The organism is Geotalea uraniireducens Rf4 (genome assembly GCF_000016745.1).
Classification (GTDB): Bacteria; Desulfobacterota; Desulfuromonadia; order Geobacterales; family Geobacteraceae; genus Geotalea; species Geotalea uraniireducens.
The window spans coordinates 1,508,986-1,525,755 of the sequence record NC_009483.1; the positions used below are offsets into that span (position 1 = coordinate 1,508,986).

General features: G+C 55.6%; 13 protein-coding genes and 1 pseudogene. 8 read left to right on the forward strand and 6 right to left on the reverse strand.

Annotation, left to right across the window (positions count from 1 at the left end; all coding sequences use genetic code 11):
- Positions 1 to 61 precede the first annotated feature (61 nt).
- A pseudogene (locus tag GURA_RS24170) lies at positions 62 to 217 on the forward strand (LL-diaminopimelate aminotransferase); the annotation flags it as partial.
- Positions 214 to 549, forward strand: a complete 336-nt coding sequence (locus tag GURA_RS06515; RefSeq protein ID WP_011938198.1) for a nucleotidyltransferase domain-containing protein — start codon at positions 214 to 216, stop codon at positions 547 to 549. The pseudogene GURA_RS24170 and the gene GURA_RS06515, both read left to right, overlap by 4 nt.
- On the opposite strand, the gene GURA_RS24900 is transcribed toward GURA_RS06515, so the two are convergent.
- Entirely contained in the window at positions 501 to 734 is a 234-nt protein-coding gene (locus GURA_RS24900) for a hypothetical protein (protein WP_232278982.1), read from the reverse strand. The genes GURA_RS06515 and GURA_RS24900 overlap by 49 nt on opposite strands.
- On the opposite strand from GURA_RS24900, the gene GURA_RS23290 reads away from it, so the two are divergent.
- Positions 636 to 959, forward strand: a complete 324-nt coding sequence (locus tag GURA_RS23290) for a HEPN domain-containing protein (RefSeq protein WP_232279010.1) — start codon at positions 636 to 638, stop codon at positions 957 to 959. The two genes, GURA_RS24900 and GURA_RS23290, sit on opposite strands and share 99 nt — an antisense overlap.
- A 562-nt stretch (positions 960 to 1,521) precedes the next feature.
- Here the strand turns inward: GURA_RS23290 and GURA_RS06525 are convergent.
- Positions 1,522 to 2,571 (reverse strand): Fic family protein, encoded by a 1,050-nt coding sequence (locus tag GURA_RS06525; RefSeq protein ID WP_011938200.1) that lies wholly within the window; start codon positions 2,569 to 2,571, stop codon positions 1,522 to 1,524.
- A gap of 224 nt (positions 2,572 to 2,795) precedes the next feature.
- Between GURA_RS06525 and GURA_RS06530 the strand changes: the two genes are divergently transcribed.
- Entirely contained in the window at positions 2,796 to 4,325 is a 1,530-nt protein-coding gene (locus GURA_RS06530) for a sigma-54-dependent Fis family transcriptional regulator (RefSeq protein ID WP_011938201.1), read from the forward strand.
- 175 nt (positions 4,326 to 4,500) lie between these two features.
- On the opposite strand, the gene GURA_RS06535 is transcribed toward GURA_RS06530, so the two are convergent.
- The 3 genes from GURA_RS06535 to GURA_RS06545 form a co-directional block, all read right to left on the reverse strand.
- A complete protein-coding gene (locus tag GURA_RS06535; protein ID WP_011938202.1) occupies positions 4,501 to 5,631 on the reverse strand; it encodes a TIGR04283 family arsenosugar biosynthesis glycosyltransferase in 1,131 nt (376 codons plus the stop codon).
- A gap of 10 nt (positions 5,632 to 5,641) precedes the next feature.
- The gene (locus tag GURA_RS06540; RefSeq protein ID WP_011938203.1) at positions 5,642 to 6,586 is read right to left on the reverse strand and encodes a chemotaxis protein CheV; all 945 of its coding nucleotides are present in this window, start codon (positions 6,584 to 6,586) and stop codon (positions 5,642 to 5,644) included.
- A 66-nt stretch (positions 6,587 to 6,652) separates the two neighbouring features.
- A complete protein-coding gene (locus GURA_RS06545) occupies positions 6,653 to 8,683 on the reverse strand; it encodes a molybdopterin oxidoreductase family protein (RefSeq protein ID WP_011938204.1) in 2,031 nt (676 codons plus the stop codon).
- Positions 8,684 to 8,940: 257 nt separating this feature from the next.
- Between GURA_RS06545 and GURA_RS22695 the strand changes: the two genes are divergently transcribed.
- Genes GURA_RS22695 through GURA_RS06565 form a run of 3 tightly spaced genes read left to right on the forward strand, consistent with a single transcriptional unit; the run spans position 8,941 to position 12,650 of the window.
- Complete coding sequence (locus GURA_RS22695; protein ID WP_011938205.1) at positions 8,941 to 11,520, forward strand: PAS domain S-box protein; 2,580 nt, start codon at positions 8,941 to 8,943, stop codon at positions 11,518 to 11,520.
- Positions 11,521 to 11,568: 48 nt separating this feature from the next.
- Complete coding sequence (locus GURA_RS06560; protein WP_011938206.1) at positions 11,569 to 12,126, forward strand: chromate transporter; 558 nt, start codon at positions 11,569 to 11,571, stop codon at positions 12,124 to 12,126.
- On the forward strand, positions 12,126 to 12,650 hold the full coding sequence (locus GURA_RS06565) for a chromate transporter (protein WP_011938207.1): 525 nt from the start codon (positions 12,126 to 12,128) through the stop codon (positions 12,648 to 12,650). Before GURA_RS06560 ends, GURA_RS06565 begins: the two co-directional genes overlap by 1 nt.
- 548 nt (positions 12,651 to 13,198) lie before the next feature.
- Here GURA_RS06565 and GURA_RS06570 read toward each other — a convergent pair.
- The gene (locus GURA_RS06570) at positions 13,199 to 13,591 is read right to left on the reverse strand and encodes a TraR/DksA family transcriptional regulator (protein ID WP_011938209.1); all 393 of its coding nucleotides are present in this window, start codon (positions 13,589 to 13,591) and stop codon (positions 13,199 to 13,201) included.
- 238 nt (positions 13,592 to 13,829) lie between these two features.
- Between GURA_RS06570 and ppsA the strand changes: the two genes are divergently transcribed.
- Positions 13,830 to 16,241, forward strand: a complete 2,412-nt coding sequence (gene ppsA, locus GURA_RS06575; RefSeq protein ID WP_011938210.1) for a phosphoenolpyruvate synthase — start codon at positions 13,830 to 13,832, stop codon at positions 16,239 to 16,241.
- Positions 16,242 to 16,770: the final 529 nt, after the last annotated feature.

Consider the following 16,770-nt stretch of genomic DNA (forward strand, 5'->3'; position numbering starts at 1 on the left):
GAGCTGTTGACTTTTTTGTGTGCTTTTTAATACTGTTGCGGCGGGTGCTAACGTGATCTTTTCTTTCTTCGACAAATCCATCAACGAATGTAACGTGGCCGGCACCACCGGCAGCGGCTTCGGTCTCAGCGGGGAAGGGTATTTCCGGTTGTCGGCCTTCGGCCATCGTGAGAATTTGATTGAGGCGGTGGAGAGGATACCAAGGAGTCATGTATGATCAAGAACCTGAACGATAGAGAAGAGTTGGCCCTGCGGGATTTTCTGACCAAGGTTGCTCAGCGCTTCGGGGGCAACTACCTCTACAGCCTCATGTTCGGCTCCAAGGCTCGCGGCGATGCCCACGAAGGTTCCGACCTCGATGTGGCTGTGGTCATGCAAGATGCCGATTTCGAGACCAAGCGCGCCATCTACGCCATTGCCTACGACGAACTGCTGGAAAACGAGGTGGATATCTCGCCGGTCATCTTCTCGCGGGATGTGTTCGAGCGCCAGAAAGCCGCTCACTTTCCGTTGCTTCGTGAGATCGAACGGGACATGGTGCCGTTGTAAACGATCCCCTGCTCACCGATGATCCAATTGTCTTCCTGATCCAACGGGGCAACGACTCTCTCAAGAGCGCCGAGGCGCTGGTCGAACTGGACCTCATCCTCGACGGCCTCTCCCGCGCCTACTACGCCGCGCTGCACCATGCACGGGCGCTGCTGCTCTCCATGGACATCATCCCCAAAAGTCACAAAGGCACGCTTACACTCTTTTCCTTGCATTTCATCAAGACCGGCATCATCCCCAAGGAGATCGGGGTTATCTTCTCGATCCTGCAGAAGATCAGGGAGGATTCGGATTATGAGATCGGGACGTTTTACGAGCGGGATGAAGCGGAGAGGCTTCTGGAGGATACCAGGCTGTTTTGCAGGACGGTGGTGGCTGTGCTGAAGGCGAGTGGTAAAGGTATGTTATGAGCTTGGGAAATATGGGAAGTGTCCCGCTTTTTCCCGAGCGGGGAAGGGTATTTCCGGTTGTCGGCCTTCGGCCATCGTGAGAATGTGATTGAGGCGGTGGAGAGGATAAAGATGAATTTGAAGTAAGATGAAATTGAACGACGGCCAATAAGGCCGCCTTTTGTAATAATTTTTACGTTGAGAGGTGAAAATGAGAGCGACTGTAGAAGGAAGAGGGATTGCGCATCTTATTCATTTTACAAGGTTCGAAAACCTCAACAGCATCCTTCAGCATGGCATTAGGCCAAGACAAGTTCTTGATGCTGGTGGAGAAGAATACATATTTAACGATGAGCTGAGGCTTGACGGATGCCTGGATGCAGTTTCACTCTCTATTAGTTTCCCAAATTATAAAATGTTTTACCCTTATAGATGTCAAGATTATTCAATAAATTGGGCTGTGTTGAGGCTAAAGTCTTCGATTTTGTGGGACCGAATTCCGGGGACGGACCGAATTCCCGAATTCCGGGGACACCATACTTAATTCAAAAAGCGGCCAATCGGCCGCCTCTGCTGTTTCAATCTATCTCCCCACCGAATACCACGTCCCCTTACCTGTCCCATGCTGCTCCAGATACCCCTGCTGAACCAGTTGGCGCAGATGCAGCTTGACGGTGTTGCGATTGGCGGCCAGAAGAGTTACTGCATCGGCAATAGTGATCCTGCCACGCTCCCTGGCGATTGCCAGCATCTTTTCCTCCAGCGGCGCCAGTTTCTCCAGTAACTGTTCGCGCTCAATCTTGCCGAGCAGGACGTCTTTCTGCTTTTTCAGGCTGGTCAGGAAGAAACGCAGCCAGTTATCGAGATTTTCCTCTTCGCTCCGGATCAGCTTCTGTGATGCCCGCAGCGCCCGGTAATAACCATCCTTGTTTTCCTCCACGATCCTCTCCAGTGAACTGTACGGCACATGACGGTAGCCGCTCTGCAGGAGCAGCAGGGTGGTCAGGACACGGGAAAGACGGCCGTTGCCGTCCTGGAACGGGTGGATGGCCAGAAAATGGACGACAAACGCGCCGATCACCAGAAGCGGATGCAGTTCTCCTTCCCGCAGGGCGGCCACCGTTCCGCTGACCAGTTCCGCCATCAGTCGCGGGGTGTCGAAAGGGGACGCTGTCTCGAAAATAACGCCGATGCTCCTGCCATCGGCATCAAAGGCCTCCACGTTGTTAGGCAGTGTCTTGTACTCCCCCCGGTGGGCAGCATCCTTTGTGCTGTACTTCAGGGTAATGCCGTGGAGCTGCTTGATATGATTCTCGGTAAAGGGGATATACTCCCATGAATCATGGAGCGTATTCATCGCTTCGGCATAACCGGCAACCTCCTCTTCATCACGGGAGCGGAACGGGCGCATTTCCAGATTCGCCAACAGCGCTTCAACCTGAAGGTCGGACAGCCTGGCTCCCTCGATCCTGGTGGATGATCCCACGGATTCAATGGTTGCCACTCGTTTGAGCGACGTGAGCTTGTCCGGCGCCAGACGGCCGAGCATGTCCCAGCGCCCCTTGAATTCGTCAAGTTCGGCGATAAGGTTCAGTATCTGGCTAGTGATGCTGATTGATGAGGTTCTGATCACAAGTTTAAGCTCCTACCCGAAACAGTACCCGAAAATACCCGTAAATGCAATTGAAATTACCCATAAACATACCCATAAATACCCTTATGGTTTCTGATGCAATCACAGATCAACATTATTGCTAAATACGGTAATCAAATATTGTCAAGTTTAGCAATGTTTTGTAAATTGTTAAATAGGACAACAGAGCAGCTGCCGTCAGGTACCTCATAGGGAGAAATAGCATGGCCGTCAGCAGAGATGAATTTTTCAGAGAAGTTACCCTCAGGATTTGCAGCAGCCTCCAGATCAACACCGCATTCGGACGAGTGTTCGAGTATCTGCGGGAGCATTTCCCTATGGACCACATGTTCCTTGATATCACGGACAAAAGCCTCGGGGTGATTCGCCATATAGCCGTTGCCACTATCGGTACCAAGACCCCCGAGGAGATAATTACTATCCCTGAAGGGCTCTGGGAATGGGTAAGGAAACTGCAGGTCCCATTTATCCTGACCCCTTCAGATCAGGATGATCGTATTCGAGCATTTGCCCCCCTCATCAAGCTTGAAGGGCACTCGGATCTGTCGATGCCGCTCAGGATAGAAGAGGAGCTTATCGGATTCCTGGTCCTCCGTGCCAGAGGTGAAGGGAAATTTACTCCCGAACATGTGGAGTTGCTGGCGACTGTCGCCGAGCCGTTCGCAATAGCACTGGCCAATGTGTTGGCCCACGAGGAAGTAATAAAATACCGGGACATCCTTATCGACGATAACCGTTTTCTGAACAGGGAGATTCTTTCCTCGGCGGGCGACGATATTGTCGGAGGGAATTCAGGGCTACGCAATGTGATGGAGATGGTCCGTCAGGTGGCACCACTAAGCAATACGGTGCTCTTGATGGGGGAAACTGGAACGGGGAAGGAAGTCATTGCCAACGCGATACATTTTGCGTCGCCCCGCAAGGATGGCCCATTTATCAAGGTCAACTGCGGTGCCATCCCGGAAAGCCTCATCGATAGCGAGTTGTTCGGCCACGAAAAGGGCGCGTTCACAGGTGCGGTTGCGGCAAAGCGGGGGCGCTTCGAGCGGGCCTCAGGCGGCACCATCTTTCTCGACGAGATCGGCGAACTTCCGCCCCAGGCCCAGGTGCGGCTTCTCCGGGTGCTTCAAAACCGCGAGATTGAGCGTGTTGGAGGAAGCAAGCCGATCTCCGTTGATATCCGGGTAATCGCCGCCACCCACCGCAACCTGGAACGCATGGTTTCGGAAAACCGTTTCCGTGAAGACCTCTGGTTCCGCCTGAATGTCTTCCCGATCATCGTCCCCCCTTTGAGGCAGCGGAAAGACGATGTCCCTGCCCTCACACGCCATTTTGTGGAACTGAAAAGCCGGGAACTGGGGATAGCTACCCCCCCCGCCATTGCACCCGGTGCGCTGGAAAGACTTATGAACTACGGCTGGCCGGGAAATGTCCGGGAACTGGAAAACCTGGTGGAGAGGGAACTGATCCGACATCGGGGCGGACAACTGAGATTCGATTCTCTGTTGCCAAGCGAGAGAGGTGGCGAAACACAACCCGTCACGGAAGGGAAAAGTGGCGGCCCGTTAAACCTCGACGAAGCGATGTCCTTGCATATCGGTAAGGTTCTCAAGATGACCAAAGGGAAGATTCACGGTCCGGGTGGCGCGGCGGAATTGCTTGGCATCAATCCGAACACGCTGAGGGGGCGAATGAACAAGCTTGGCATAATTTACGGGCGAGTAAGAAGGTAAATGCCGCTTTTCATCAAGTCCTAACAGGATCACATGATTGAAGATCCTGTTACGCTATCTCGACATGCGGAAGGCATCGTCACGCCGATTTATGTAAATTCTTACCAAGTGTTGTAACTTCAGCTAGCGGAAGATTGGACCTAATCAGGAATGCTTTTTCCGGGATAAGACGATATCAGTTTGCGGACAGGCGGGGCACGTGCTTCGCCTGTTTTTGTTTGTGATGCTTGTCGCGGAAGGATGAAGCCAGGCAGGTGAACTGAAACCAGAACCGGACAAGAAGGGCTGTCAGCAGCCTGCCGGGAGCATGGTCGGTGAGGCGGTCAAGGTAGCGGTCGTAGAATTCCAGGCACGGGGTGCTCCCTTCTCCCGGCTCAATGCCGCGCTGGAAATTGCGGTGCGTGTCCAATGCCAGGGCCAGTTGCCAGGCGTTTGCGCGCACATAGGTGCCGGTGGCATACCAGAGCCGGAGTTGGTCCATCCAGGACAAGGCTTTGATCTGTTGTCTGAATCTGCTGAAAAAGGGGGACAGTTGCAATTGCCGGCAGTGGTCCTGACAGCTGTAAATAGCGGGGATTTCGAGGAGAAAGTCCTCCCGGCCGATGGCTGCGAAGTTGAGGATGATGGCGTTCAGTGTCTGCCGTTCGGCAAGACCTTCGCGTTCCAAACGCCGGGCCGAGGTGTGGATTTCGGCGGGTAGGAGCAGCCAGCTCCCCTTTTGGCGGATAGCCTCGGCCATCCTCGTGTCTTCCAATATGGGGAGCGATTCGTCGAATGGCCCAGCTTCATCGAAAAACGATCGCCGCAGGAGGAGCCCCTGATCGCCGTGGGTGCATTCCCTGCGGTGCAGGCGGGCTTTGCATTCGTAGTGATAGTATCCATGGGAGCGGCTGTCGCATCGGCGGACAAAGCGCAGGGCAAAGTGTCCCGCCAGATGGTCGTTTCCGTTTTTCGCCACTGCCGCATCCAGGGTGTCGAGACCGCTGCGGAGGGCATGGCGGTCGGTGAAGGAGGAGTCGGCGTGGAGGAACAGCAGCGTCTTGCTTCTGCTTGCAGCTGCGCCGGCATTGAGCTGCCGGCCGCGCCCCTTGCCGGAATGGATGACGGAAACGGGAAAGGGGGCGTCTTCTGACAATGCCCATATTTTTGTTACCGTTGTGTCAACAGAACCGCCGTCGCAGATGATGAGCTCAAGCGCCACCTCGGACTGTTCGGCCAGGGTGCGGAACAGCCCGCCAACTATGCCTGCCTCGTTGTAGACCGGCACGATAATGGATATTTCGGGTTCAACTGCCGCTCTGTCCATATCTCTCTTTTTACTGTACCAGGTTGTCCGCCCTTGATACGAGGTCGGGCAGATCAGGCTTTGTCAGGATGTCGTTGGCGCCGAGAGTTTTCCATTTATTCTTGTTGTCTTCGGTGGCCAGCGAAGAGAAGATGACAATAGGCAGCTCCTTGAGCCCATCTTCTTTCCTGATCAGCGAGGTCAGGTGCAGACCGTCCATTTTCGGCATTTCCACATCGGTGATGATCAGGTCCAATTCGCTTTTGAAGCTTGTCTGTGCGGTTCGGCAACGATTCAGCTTGTTGGTCAGGATGTTCCATGCCTCCTCTCCGTTTTCCGCTTCTTCCACGTTGTAGCCTGCCTGTCGCAGGGAGCCGCAGATGGTGTGGCGGATAAAGGCGGAGTCGTCGGCAACAAGAATGTTCTTTTGTCCCCTGTCGAATGTGGATCTCATTTCAAGTTGCCCCTGGCTCATGTGTTCCATGACGTCGTTGGAACAGAGTTCACCGATGATCTTTTCAAAATCGAGGATGAGGATGATGCGGTCATCCATTTTAACGACGCCGGTAACTTTCGAGTCGTTGATGGTTTTTACCGGCGGTTCGACGCATCCCCATGAAATACGGTAGATTCGCGACACCGAGTGGACGAGGATGCCGACGATGATCCGGTTGAATTCCAGGACGATTACCCGGTCAGCCACGAGGCCATCGGCGTTTTTGTTGAGGACGGTGGCCAGGTCGATGAGGGTGATTACCTTGTCGCGCAACTTGGTCATACCGTAGATTGCAGGGTTGGGGTTAATGATTTTCCGCATGTTCGGCAGGCGGATTATTTCGCGCACCTTGGCGACGTTTACCCCGAAATAACAGGGAATAACTTTACCGGCAGCGTCAAGCTCATCGACCCTGAACTCTACTACCTCCAGCTCATTGGTGTCGCTTTCCAGCAGAATGTTGTTGTTTTTAGTTTCCATAGGGTTCTCTCTTTGTCGTGGATTTTCCCTTGCTTCCTATTAATATCGGCAGCAGACGGTAAAAGCTTAGACAATTTTGCCGGATAAATCCCGGCGTACATCCACCCTGTTATCATAAAAGGTGCTTCCATTCCCCTCGTCGGTGAGACGCTGGGATGTAAGAGCATTGACCGAGCGGGAACCGGGGGCGTACGCCAGCCACCAGACACCTTCCGCAACCACCACCCCGCTGGGAACCTTCGGTGTGACCCGGAGGATAAAAGCCACTTCTCCCAGGCCATTCCAGGCAATAACCCGCTCGCCGTCCATGAGGCCCAGCTTCTGCGCATCGGCCGGGTTCATCTGCAACGACATGCCCCCCTGTCTGCGGCGCAGTTCCTCCTGCTCGTAAAAGGAGGCGTTAAGGGCAAACAGGGTCGGTGCGGTCATGAGCCGGAAGGGAAAGGGGTCTTTTTCGCCGTGGGGGGGGAGGTAGCAGGGGAGGGGATGGTGCTCCCGCGGGTTGAGGATTTCGATCTTTCCCGATGGCGTCCTGAAGCTGCTTGTCGGGCCGGCCGGTATGGAGAGCTCCACCGCTTTGCCGGCTGCAAGGGCCTCCATGTCGATCCCTGCCCGCATGGGTGTGGGGATGGCGAGCAGATGGTCGATCAGTTCATCGGCGCTCTGGCGGAAGAACGGCTCATTGAAGCCCATTGCCTCGGCCAGCAGACCGAAAACTTCCCAGTTGGACTTGCTCTCGCCAACGGCAGGGATGACGGCCTTGGCGCGCTGGACGCAATAGGTGCCGTAGCTGCGATAGAGGTCGCTGTGCTCAAGGGATGATGTGGCGGGGAGGATGATGTCCGCATAACGGGCGGTGTCGGTCATGAACCGTTCGTGGACCACGGTGAACAGGTCCTCCCGTGCGAGCCCCCTGAGAACGGCATTCTGGTCCGGGGTTACTGCAGCGGGATTCGAGTGGTAGACGTAGAGTCCCATTACCGGCGGATCGTTCATGTCGTTCAGGGAGTGTCCCAGGCGGTTCATGTTGACGATGCGGGTGGGGTGCGCCATGAAATCCTCCCGGATCACCTCTTTCATGGCAAAGGCCGGGCCGGTGGAGGTGCCGGGGAAGCAGCCCCCGCTGTTTATGCCGTAGGCGCCTGTCAGCGCCGGGAGGCAGGCGATGGTGCGCACGGTCATGGCGCCATTGCCGTAGCGGGAGAGACCGCTGCCGAGGCGGATGAACGGGGCGGCGGCAGCTCCGTACTCCTTTGCCATCTGCTCGATGACTTCCACCGGCAGGCCTGTGAGCCTGCTCGCTTCTTCCGGCGGATATGCAGCGATGACCTGTTCTTTCAGTTCGGCAAAGCCCTGTACGTGGTCATTGATGAAATCCTGGTCTACCAGGCCGTCTCGCACCAGGACGTGCATGAGTCCCAGGGCCAGGGCCCCGTCGCTGCCGGGACGAACGAGAAAAGTCCGGTCTGCCGCAGCCGCGGTCGGGGTCTCGTAGGTGTCGATCAGCCATACCTTTGCGCCGTTTTTCTTTGCTTCCCGCACCCCGTGCAGGAAATGGATGCTGGTGGCCGCGGCATTGATTCCCCAGAGGATCACCAGGTCGCTCTTGGCTACCGTGTCCGGGTGGGGAGCGGCCGTCTCGCCCATGACCGCCTGCCATCCGGCGTCCTTTGCCGGCGAGCAGATGGTCCTGGCCAGACGGGAGGCGCCGAGGCGGTGGAAGAAGGGGTGGCCGCTGTTTCGCTGGACGAGCCCCATGGTGCCGGCGTAGGAGTATGGGAGGATGGCTTCCGCACCGGATTTTTCGATGATCCCCTGCCAGCGGCCGGCAATTTCGGCAATCGCATCTTTCCAGGAGATGGGGCGGAAACTGTCCGTGCCCTTGGCGCCGGTGCGGATGAGCGGCGTAGTGAGGCGGAGCGGTGAGTGGACCGTCTCCTCGTAGTGGAGCATCTTCGGGCAGAGCATGCTGCGGGTATAGGGATGTTCAGGGTCGCCGCTTACCTTTACAGCCCTGTCGCCAACCACCTCCACCAAAAGGCCGCAGGTGTCCGGGCAGTCGTAGGGGCAGACCGAACGTTTGATCTCACCGGGCATGGAAACCTCCGTATTGCCGTAATGAAAATGAGTAGCGTCAGTGGCTTTATAGCATGAAACAGCCTGAAATCAAGTCGGCTAATTGCCCGCAACCTGACTTTTTCACAGGGGCTCAAGTGGTATGGCCAGATATGAGTCCGGCTTAATCTTTGTCTTGACTTAGGTGAAAGAAAAGACTTATTATAAGACATTAAAATATTGCGCTTTATCATTTTTACCGTTGTTGGTGCGTTTGACTGTTATGCGGAGCATTGTCCATGCGCATGCGGAACATGAGCCTGAAAACCAGGATGGCGCTGGCAGTTTCTTCCCTGTTTGTCGTATTTACCACGACTTTGGTCTGTTTCGCAGTCTCTTATTATGAACGTGAGTATAAAAAGACCATATCCCGCCAACAGTACGCCCTTGTTTCGTCTCTGGCGAACAGTGTCGACGACAAGCTCGAAATCCTTCTCAATGCCCTTGAAGCGGGCTCACCGAAAATATCCCTCGACGACATTACCAATGCCGACAGCGCACAACGCTTCCTAGACAACAGATTCACCCTGACTTCCCTTTTCGACAACGGGCTCTTTATTATCTCCCGGGATGGGCGGCTGATTGCCGAAAGTCCCTATCTTCCCAACCGGCGAGGGAAGGATATTTCGTTTCGCGATTTCTATAAAAAGACCGTTGCTGCAGGACGGCCGCAGATTTCCGAGCCGTACCTTTCCACCCACAATCCCGACCAACCGGCGATCATGCTGACCGTGCCCATCTTCGACCGGCAAGGTAAAATGCTTGCAATCCTCGGCGGCAGCATCAACCTGATGGGCAAGAACATCCTTCAGGGACTCACCCCCTTTAATATCGGGGCCACCGGCTATATCTATCTTTGCGACAGCAATCGGAACCTTATCGTGCATCCTGATAAGAGCAGGATCATGAAACCGGGGACGCCGCCCGGCGTCAACATGATGTTCGACAGGGCGATAGCCGGTTTTGAGGGGAGCGGGGAAACGGTCAATTCGAGCGGGGTGACGGTGCTTGCCTCCTTCAAGCATCTTCGTACCACCGACTGGATATTAGCGGCCAATTATCCCGTAGCCGAGGCCTATGCGCCGCTCCACAAAGCGGTGTATTACTTCGTCTCCGCCATTACGGTGGGGGTGCTTGCCGTGCTGCTCCTCGCCTGGCTGCTGATGAAACGCCTGACAGAGCCTTTGCTGGCATTTACCCGTCATGTGGAGTCCTTGCCGGAAAAGGCGGGGGCGCAGAAACAGATTGCGGTTGATTCCTCCGACGAAATCGGCACTCTGGCCAAGGCATTCAATGCCATGCTCTGCGAACTGGAGCGGCGACAGGAAGCCTTGCGCGAGAGCGAGGAGCGTTACAAGGCTGTTTTTCAGAATAGCCACACGGTGATGATGCTGCTGGACCCGGAAACGGCGGAGATCGTCGATGTCAACACCGCGGCGTGCAGGTTCTACGGCCATGCAAAAGACGAGCTGACGAGGATGAGGGTCACGGAGATCAACACCCTGCCGCCAAGCGAAGTATTCGCGGAGATGAACCTGGCCCGGCGCGAGGAGCGGAATTGCTTTTCATTCCGGCACCGGCTTGCGGATGGAAGCATCCGTGACGTTGAGGTCCACGGCGGTCCCGTGAGGGTAAAGGGGAAATTGCTGCTCTTCTCGGTCATTCACGATATTACGGCACGCAAAGAGGCTGAGGACGCGTTCAATGCGTCTCATACCCTTCTTGAAAAGACCCTGGCAAGCCTCAACGAGGCGGTGTTCATCGTCGAAACCAAAACAAGGGAAATTCAGGATTGCAATATCACCGCCTTGAAGATGTTCGGCTATGAGCGGGACCAACTGATTGGCGCACGTACATCCTGTTTGCATGTAACGGAGGAAAACTCCGAATGGTTCGGCAGTGAAATGCTGAAAAGTTATGAGAGGAAAGGGTACTTTGAGGTCCTGTTTCAGATGAAACGGGCTGATGGTACGGTTTTCCCGTCAGAACATTTCGTGACCCCCATCTATGATAGCGACGGAAATATTACGAGTAACGTGTGTGTGGTGCGTGACATTACCGAACGAAAACGGGCGGAGGATGAATCCCGACGCCTCAATGAGCTGCTCGAACAGCGGGTCGGCGAACGCACGGCCGAGCTGGAGGCGTCCAACAAGGAGCTGGAAGCATTCTGCTATTCCGTTTCCCACGATCTCCGCACCCCCCTGCGCGGCATCGACGGCTTCTGTTCCATTGTCCGGCAAGACTACGCCGACAAGCTGGATAAGCCTGGACGGGAGTATCTTGAGCGGATCGGCTCCGCTGCCGTACGCATGGGACAGTTGATCGACGATCTGCTCAATCTCTCCATGGTAACGCGCAGCCAGTTGACCTATGACATGGTTGACCTGAGTCACCTTGCCCGCGACATCGCCCAGGAATTTCTGCTGCTGGAGCCGGATCGCCGGGTCGAGTTCGAAATCGCCGACGGGGTGATGGCTAAAGCCGATCGCCGGTTGATCCGGAGTGCCCTGGAAAACATGCTGCACAACGCCTGGAAGTTCAGCAGTCGCGAGCAATGTACGAGAATCGAGTTCGGTGTCGACACCAGCGAAGGGGATCACATATATTATGTGCGCGACAACGGCGTCGGTTTTGACATGATTTACGCCCACAAGCTGTTCAGGCCTTTCCAGCGACTGCACGGAATGACCGAATTCGTGGGAACCGGCGTCGGTCTCGCTTCGGTCCAGCGTATTGTTGCCCGCCACGGGGGACGGGTCTGGGTAGAGGCGGAGCCCGGCAAAGGAGCCACATTTTTTTTCACCCTGGCAAACTGAAGATATCGATGCTTGCCTGCGGGTAGTTTTTCCTGCTATAACTCGACCATGAAACAAGAGCAAAAGCAGGTCTCCATCTGGGAGATTTTCAGGACGTTTTTTTATGTCGGCGCTACCGGCTTTGGCGGCGGCATGGCAATAGTTTCCCTTACCGAGCGGGTCTGTGTTCATGAAAAGCGCTGGCTGGGGGTCGATGAATTCATGCACGGCCTCGCCTTCGGTCAGATTCTCGGCCCTTTTTCCCTGAATACGACAGTCTTTATCGGCTATTACCTGCGCGGCGTGGTCGGTGGGGTCACTGCCGGCGTCGGATTCATCGCCCCGTCATTCTGTATCATCTCGCTTCTTTCCTGGCTCTACTTTAAATTCCACGAACTGCCCCAGCTCCAATCCGCCCTCAAAGGGACCAACCCCGTGGTCATCGCGCTCATTCTCGTGGCTGCGATCGGCATGACGCGCAGCAAGGTGAAAGGGCTCAATGACTGGCTGCTGGCGGTCCTCTCCTTTGCCGCGGCGGCTTTTTTCAACATGAATGCGCTCGCTATCCTGGTCCTGGCCGGGTTGTGGTCGCTGGGGCGCGGCTACTACCAGAGGGAACACCGCTGATGGCCGCCATATTCAACCTTGCCTGGATTTTTCTCAAGATCGGCCTGATTTTTTTCGGCGGCGGTTATGTGCTGATTCCTCTCCTCCACCGGATCATGGTCGAGCAGTTCCATTGGCTGACGCTCAAGGAGTTCCTTGACGGGCTGGCGCTTTCCCAGCTTACTCCCGGTCCGCTCGCCATGCTGGCCACCTTCACCGGTTTCCGGGCCGGCGGCTTTGTGGGAGGGCTGGTGGCAACGGTTTTCATCTTCCTTCCCTGCACAGCACTTATGCTGTTCCTTTCAAGCCGTTATGAAAAACTGCGCAACATGGAACTGATCAAGACCGCCCTGGACGGCATCCTGCCTGCCGTGGTCGGCCTGGTTACCGCAGCGGCCTACAGCCTGGGGAAAACGTCGCTGTTGTCCCCCCGCGATTTTTTCCTCCTCGGAGGGGGATTCCTTATCCTCCAGTTCACCAAGCTGAGCCCGATGGTGGTGATTCTCGGGTCGGGCGCGATCGGATATTTCTTCCACTTTTCCTAGGAGTCTGTCGGACTTAGGGAATCGTAGCGAGAGAATGGCAAATCGAGGACAGATTTTCGGAAATTTGAGAGCGAATAGTGGACCTATTTGTCGAAAATTTCCGGTAATATGGACCGATTTTCCGTTCTCGCAGTAGATTCATTCCTAAGTCCGACAGGCTCCTAGGACCCCAACAACCCAAAAACGGCAGTTAGCCACGAATGACACGAATGACACGAATAAACACGAATGTTTTTAACCCTTGTTAAATCTTGAGAAGCCACCGATCTGGTGAGTACCTTTTGCATCACAAGTGGTTGTATATTCGTGCAAATTCGTGCAAATTCGTGCAAATTCGTGGTTAAAATGCTTTTTATAGGATCAATTGTCATCCCCCGGCCATCTTCGCATGCAGTAAAAGCACTCTTCGACTGCGTGGGGAATGGTGTCCCGTAGCTGTTCTTTTTCGTATTTTACGGTGCACCGTTTCGGGGCGGGGTAGCAGTGAAGTTTGTTTTCTTTGACAAAGTAGAGCATGGCTTACCTCCATTTTCCCAGTTTATGATTCGTTACATTTTTGTCCCGGGGGGATAGGGTGGGCCTTCGCTCCGTTCCTGACACTTGATGCAGTATCGGGTGTAGGGAGCTACCTTCATTCGTTCGGTATCTATTTCTAATCCGCATTCATCGCAGACTCCGTAGGTTCCTTCCGACAACCTCCGTTCTGCCTCTTCCATCAGCGTCAGCTCCTGCCGCCTGATGTCGGCAATGGACAGGCCGGTATCTTCCAGGAGATCGGCAAGCCCCCGCTCTGCATCGTCCAGGGCTATCTCGAACTGGGTATGATACTCCTCTCCCAGTTTACCGAAGAGTTCCCCCCGGAGTTCGTTCCATAGCTTGCGTTTCTTCTCCATTATTATCTCTTTGAGCAGTTGATCTCTTTTTGCCTTTGCTGAAGTCATCTGGACCTCCTTCCAGTGGGAAATGGTGGCGGGAGCCTATCGAATGCCTGGAATCGACATGATTAGCGTATTTAAATTTTATCATGGAAAGGGAAAAATAAAACAGCTCTCCTTCTCTCTTTGCCGGATACCCGATTCATTGCGACTTTCGATGTGGTTTCTTTGTGTTGAAGATATATAATGTGAAGTGTGATACCTGTCGATGGTCATCAACGCGAGCTTCACAGGGGGGTAAGTTATGGGGGAAAAACCGTGCTACATCAGGTGGTTCGACGAGATATCCATTGATGATGTTCCACTGGTTGGTGGGAAGAACGCCTCGCTCGGCGAAATGTATCGGGAACTCACGCCCCATGGGGTGAGAATCCCCAACGGCTTTGCCGTGACCGCCGAGGCGTACCGGTACCTGGTCAAATCCGGCGGGATACTTCCCGAGATGGAAAAAGCCCTTGCAGGAATCGACAAGAACGACCTCGATGAGTTTGCCAGGCTGGGGCATCGGCTCCGCGACCTGATTTACCAGGCGCCGCTACCGCAGGACCTGGCGTCGGAGATCATCGCCGCCTACCGCCGTCTTTGCGAGGAATACGGGGAGGACACGGACGTGGCAGTCCGAAGCAGCGCCACCGCGGAGGATCTTCCCACTGCCTCCTTCGCAGGGCAGCAGGAGAGCTACCTCAACATCAGGGGCAAAGCGCAGCTTCTCGATGCGTGCCGCCGCTGCTTCGCCTCCCTCTTTACCGACCGGGCCATCTCCTACCGCATCGACCAGGGATTCGACCACTTCCGGGTCGCCCTCTCCATCGGGGTCATGAAGATGGTCCGCTCGGATCTGTCCGCGAGCGGGGTCATGTTCACCATCGACACGGAAACAGGCTTTCGTGATGTGGTCCTCATCAACGGCTCTTACGGGCTCGGGGAAAACGTGGTCCAGGGGGCGGTGAACCCTGACGAGTTCTACGTCTTCAAACCCACGCTCCGCTCGGGGCACCGTCCCATTATCAGCAAGAAGCTCGGCGAAAAGAAGATCAGGATGATTTACGGCAGAGGCGGGTCCAAGCTCCTCACCCGGAACGTTGCAGTGCCGGAGGCCGAACGACGGCTCTTCTGCCTGACTGACGACGAGATCCTGGAACTGGCCCGCCATGCAATGGTCATCGAGGAGCACTATGCGGGAAAAGCGGGGAGAGCGCTCCCCATGGATATCGAATGGGCCAAAGACGGACGAAGCGGAGAGATCTTCATCGTCCAGGCCCGTCCGGAAACGGTCCAGTCGCAGAAGGACATGGATTTCCTCGAGATCTACCACCTGGAGGGAAAGGGAGAGGTCCTTGCCTCCGGCACGAGCGTCGGGGAGAAGATCGCGGCCGGCCCTGCCCGCGTCATCTCCGATGTACATCGACTTTCCGAGTTCATGCCGGGAGAAGTTCTTATCGCCGACACAACCACACCGGACTGGGAACCGATAATGAAGAAGTCTGCTGCCGTGGTCACCAACCGCGGCGGGCGGACCTGTCATGCGGCCATAGTCAGCCGGGAGCTGGGGATACCGTCCATCGTGGGAACGAACGACGCAACGGGACGGATCGGGACCGGCCGGGAAGTCACCGTGAGCTGCGCGGAGGGTGAGGTCGGCAGGGTTTACGACACCCTCCTCCCTTTCCGGGTGGAACGGGTTCCCCTTACAGACCTTGCCAGACCGCGGACGAAGATCATGATGAACCTCGGCAACCCGGACGAGGCGTTCGCCATCTCTAAAATACCCAACGACGGGGTGGGACTGGCCAGGATGGAGTTCATCGTCACCAACTACATCAAGGTCCACCCCATGGCGCTCGTCCATCCTGAACGGGTGGTGGACGAGGCTGAGCAGCGGGAGATCGAACGCCTCACCTTCGGTTACGCAGACAAGGAGAGTTACTTCGTCGAACAGCTGGCAAGGGGGATCGCGACCATCGCCGCCGCTTTCCACCCCAAGCCGGTCGTTGTCCGCATGAGCGACTTCAAGACTAATGAATACGCCCGGCTTGTCGGCGGAAGGGCGTTCGAGCCGGAGGAGGAGAACCCGATGATCGGCTTCCGCGGCGCCTCCCGCTATTACGATGACCGCTACCGGGAGGGGTTCGCCCTGGAGTGCCGGGCGATGAAGCGGGTGCGGGACGAGATGGGACTCGTCAACGTCATTCCCATGATCCCGTTCTGCCGGACGGTGGGGGAAGGGGAGAAGGTCCTTGCCGAGATGGAGAAGAACGGCCTTGTGCGGGGCGAGAACGCGTTGCACATATACGTCATGTGCGAGATTCCCAATAACGTCATCCTCATCGACGAGTTCAGCAGGCTTTTCGACGGTTTTTCCATCGGCTCCAACGACCTCACCCAGCTCACCCTGGGTGTTGACCGGGATTCGGCGCTGGTGGCCCATGTCTTCGACGAGCGGGACCCGGGGGTGATGCGGCTCATTTCCCAGGTGATCGAGGGGGCGAAAAGAAATCATCGCCACAGCGGCATCTGCGGTCAGGCGCCCAGTGACTACCCGGAGTTTGCCGCGTTTCTCGTCAAAGAGGGGATCGACTCCATCTCCCTCAATCCCGATTCGGTCCTGAAGATCACCCTCAGGGTGCTGGAGATGGAAAAGACGCTGGCGGGGTGAATAGCGAGGTAGGGCCGAATTAACCTATAAACCTATAAAAAGCCAGCAGTGTCCGGTTAGATAATTGCACTGGCATCAAAAGCTGTGAAACTATCTTTTTGCACCCTCCCCCAGCCCCTCCCATCGAAGGGAGGGGAGCTTTTATTCCCTCTCCCCTGGTGGGAGAGGGCTAGGGAGAGGGGGGAATGTGTCGGCTGCAAAAACCTAACCGGACACTGCTGATAAAAAGCATTTTAACCACTAATTTTCACGAATTTGCACGAATATACAACCACTTGTGATGCAAAAGACCAGTGACGACTCAAGACTTAATATGGGGTTAAAAACATTCGTGTTTATTCGGTACGCCAGGCCAAGCCTGGCTGATCTATCTGACTGAAAAGTGTCAGACATGTAAATTGCTCGTTCACCATGTAGTCGCGGTCTGTCACGAGAGGGTAACCAAACGTGGGGAGTAAGACCGGTTCTTTGTAAGAAAAGAGCGAAGGGTACGATAACTACCCTGACGACGAAGACGCGAGCCCAGCGC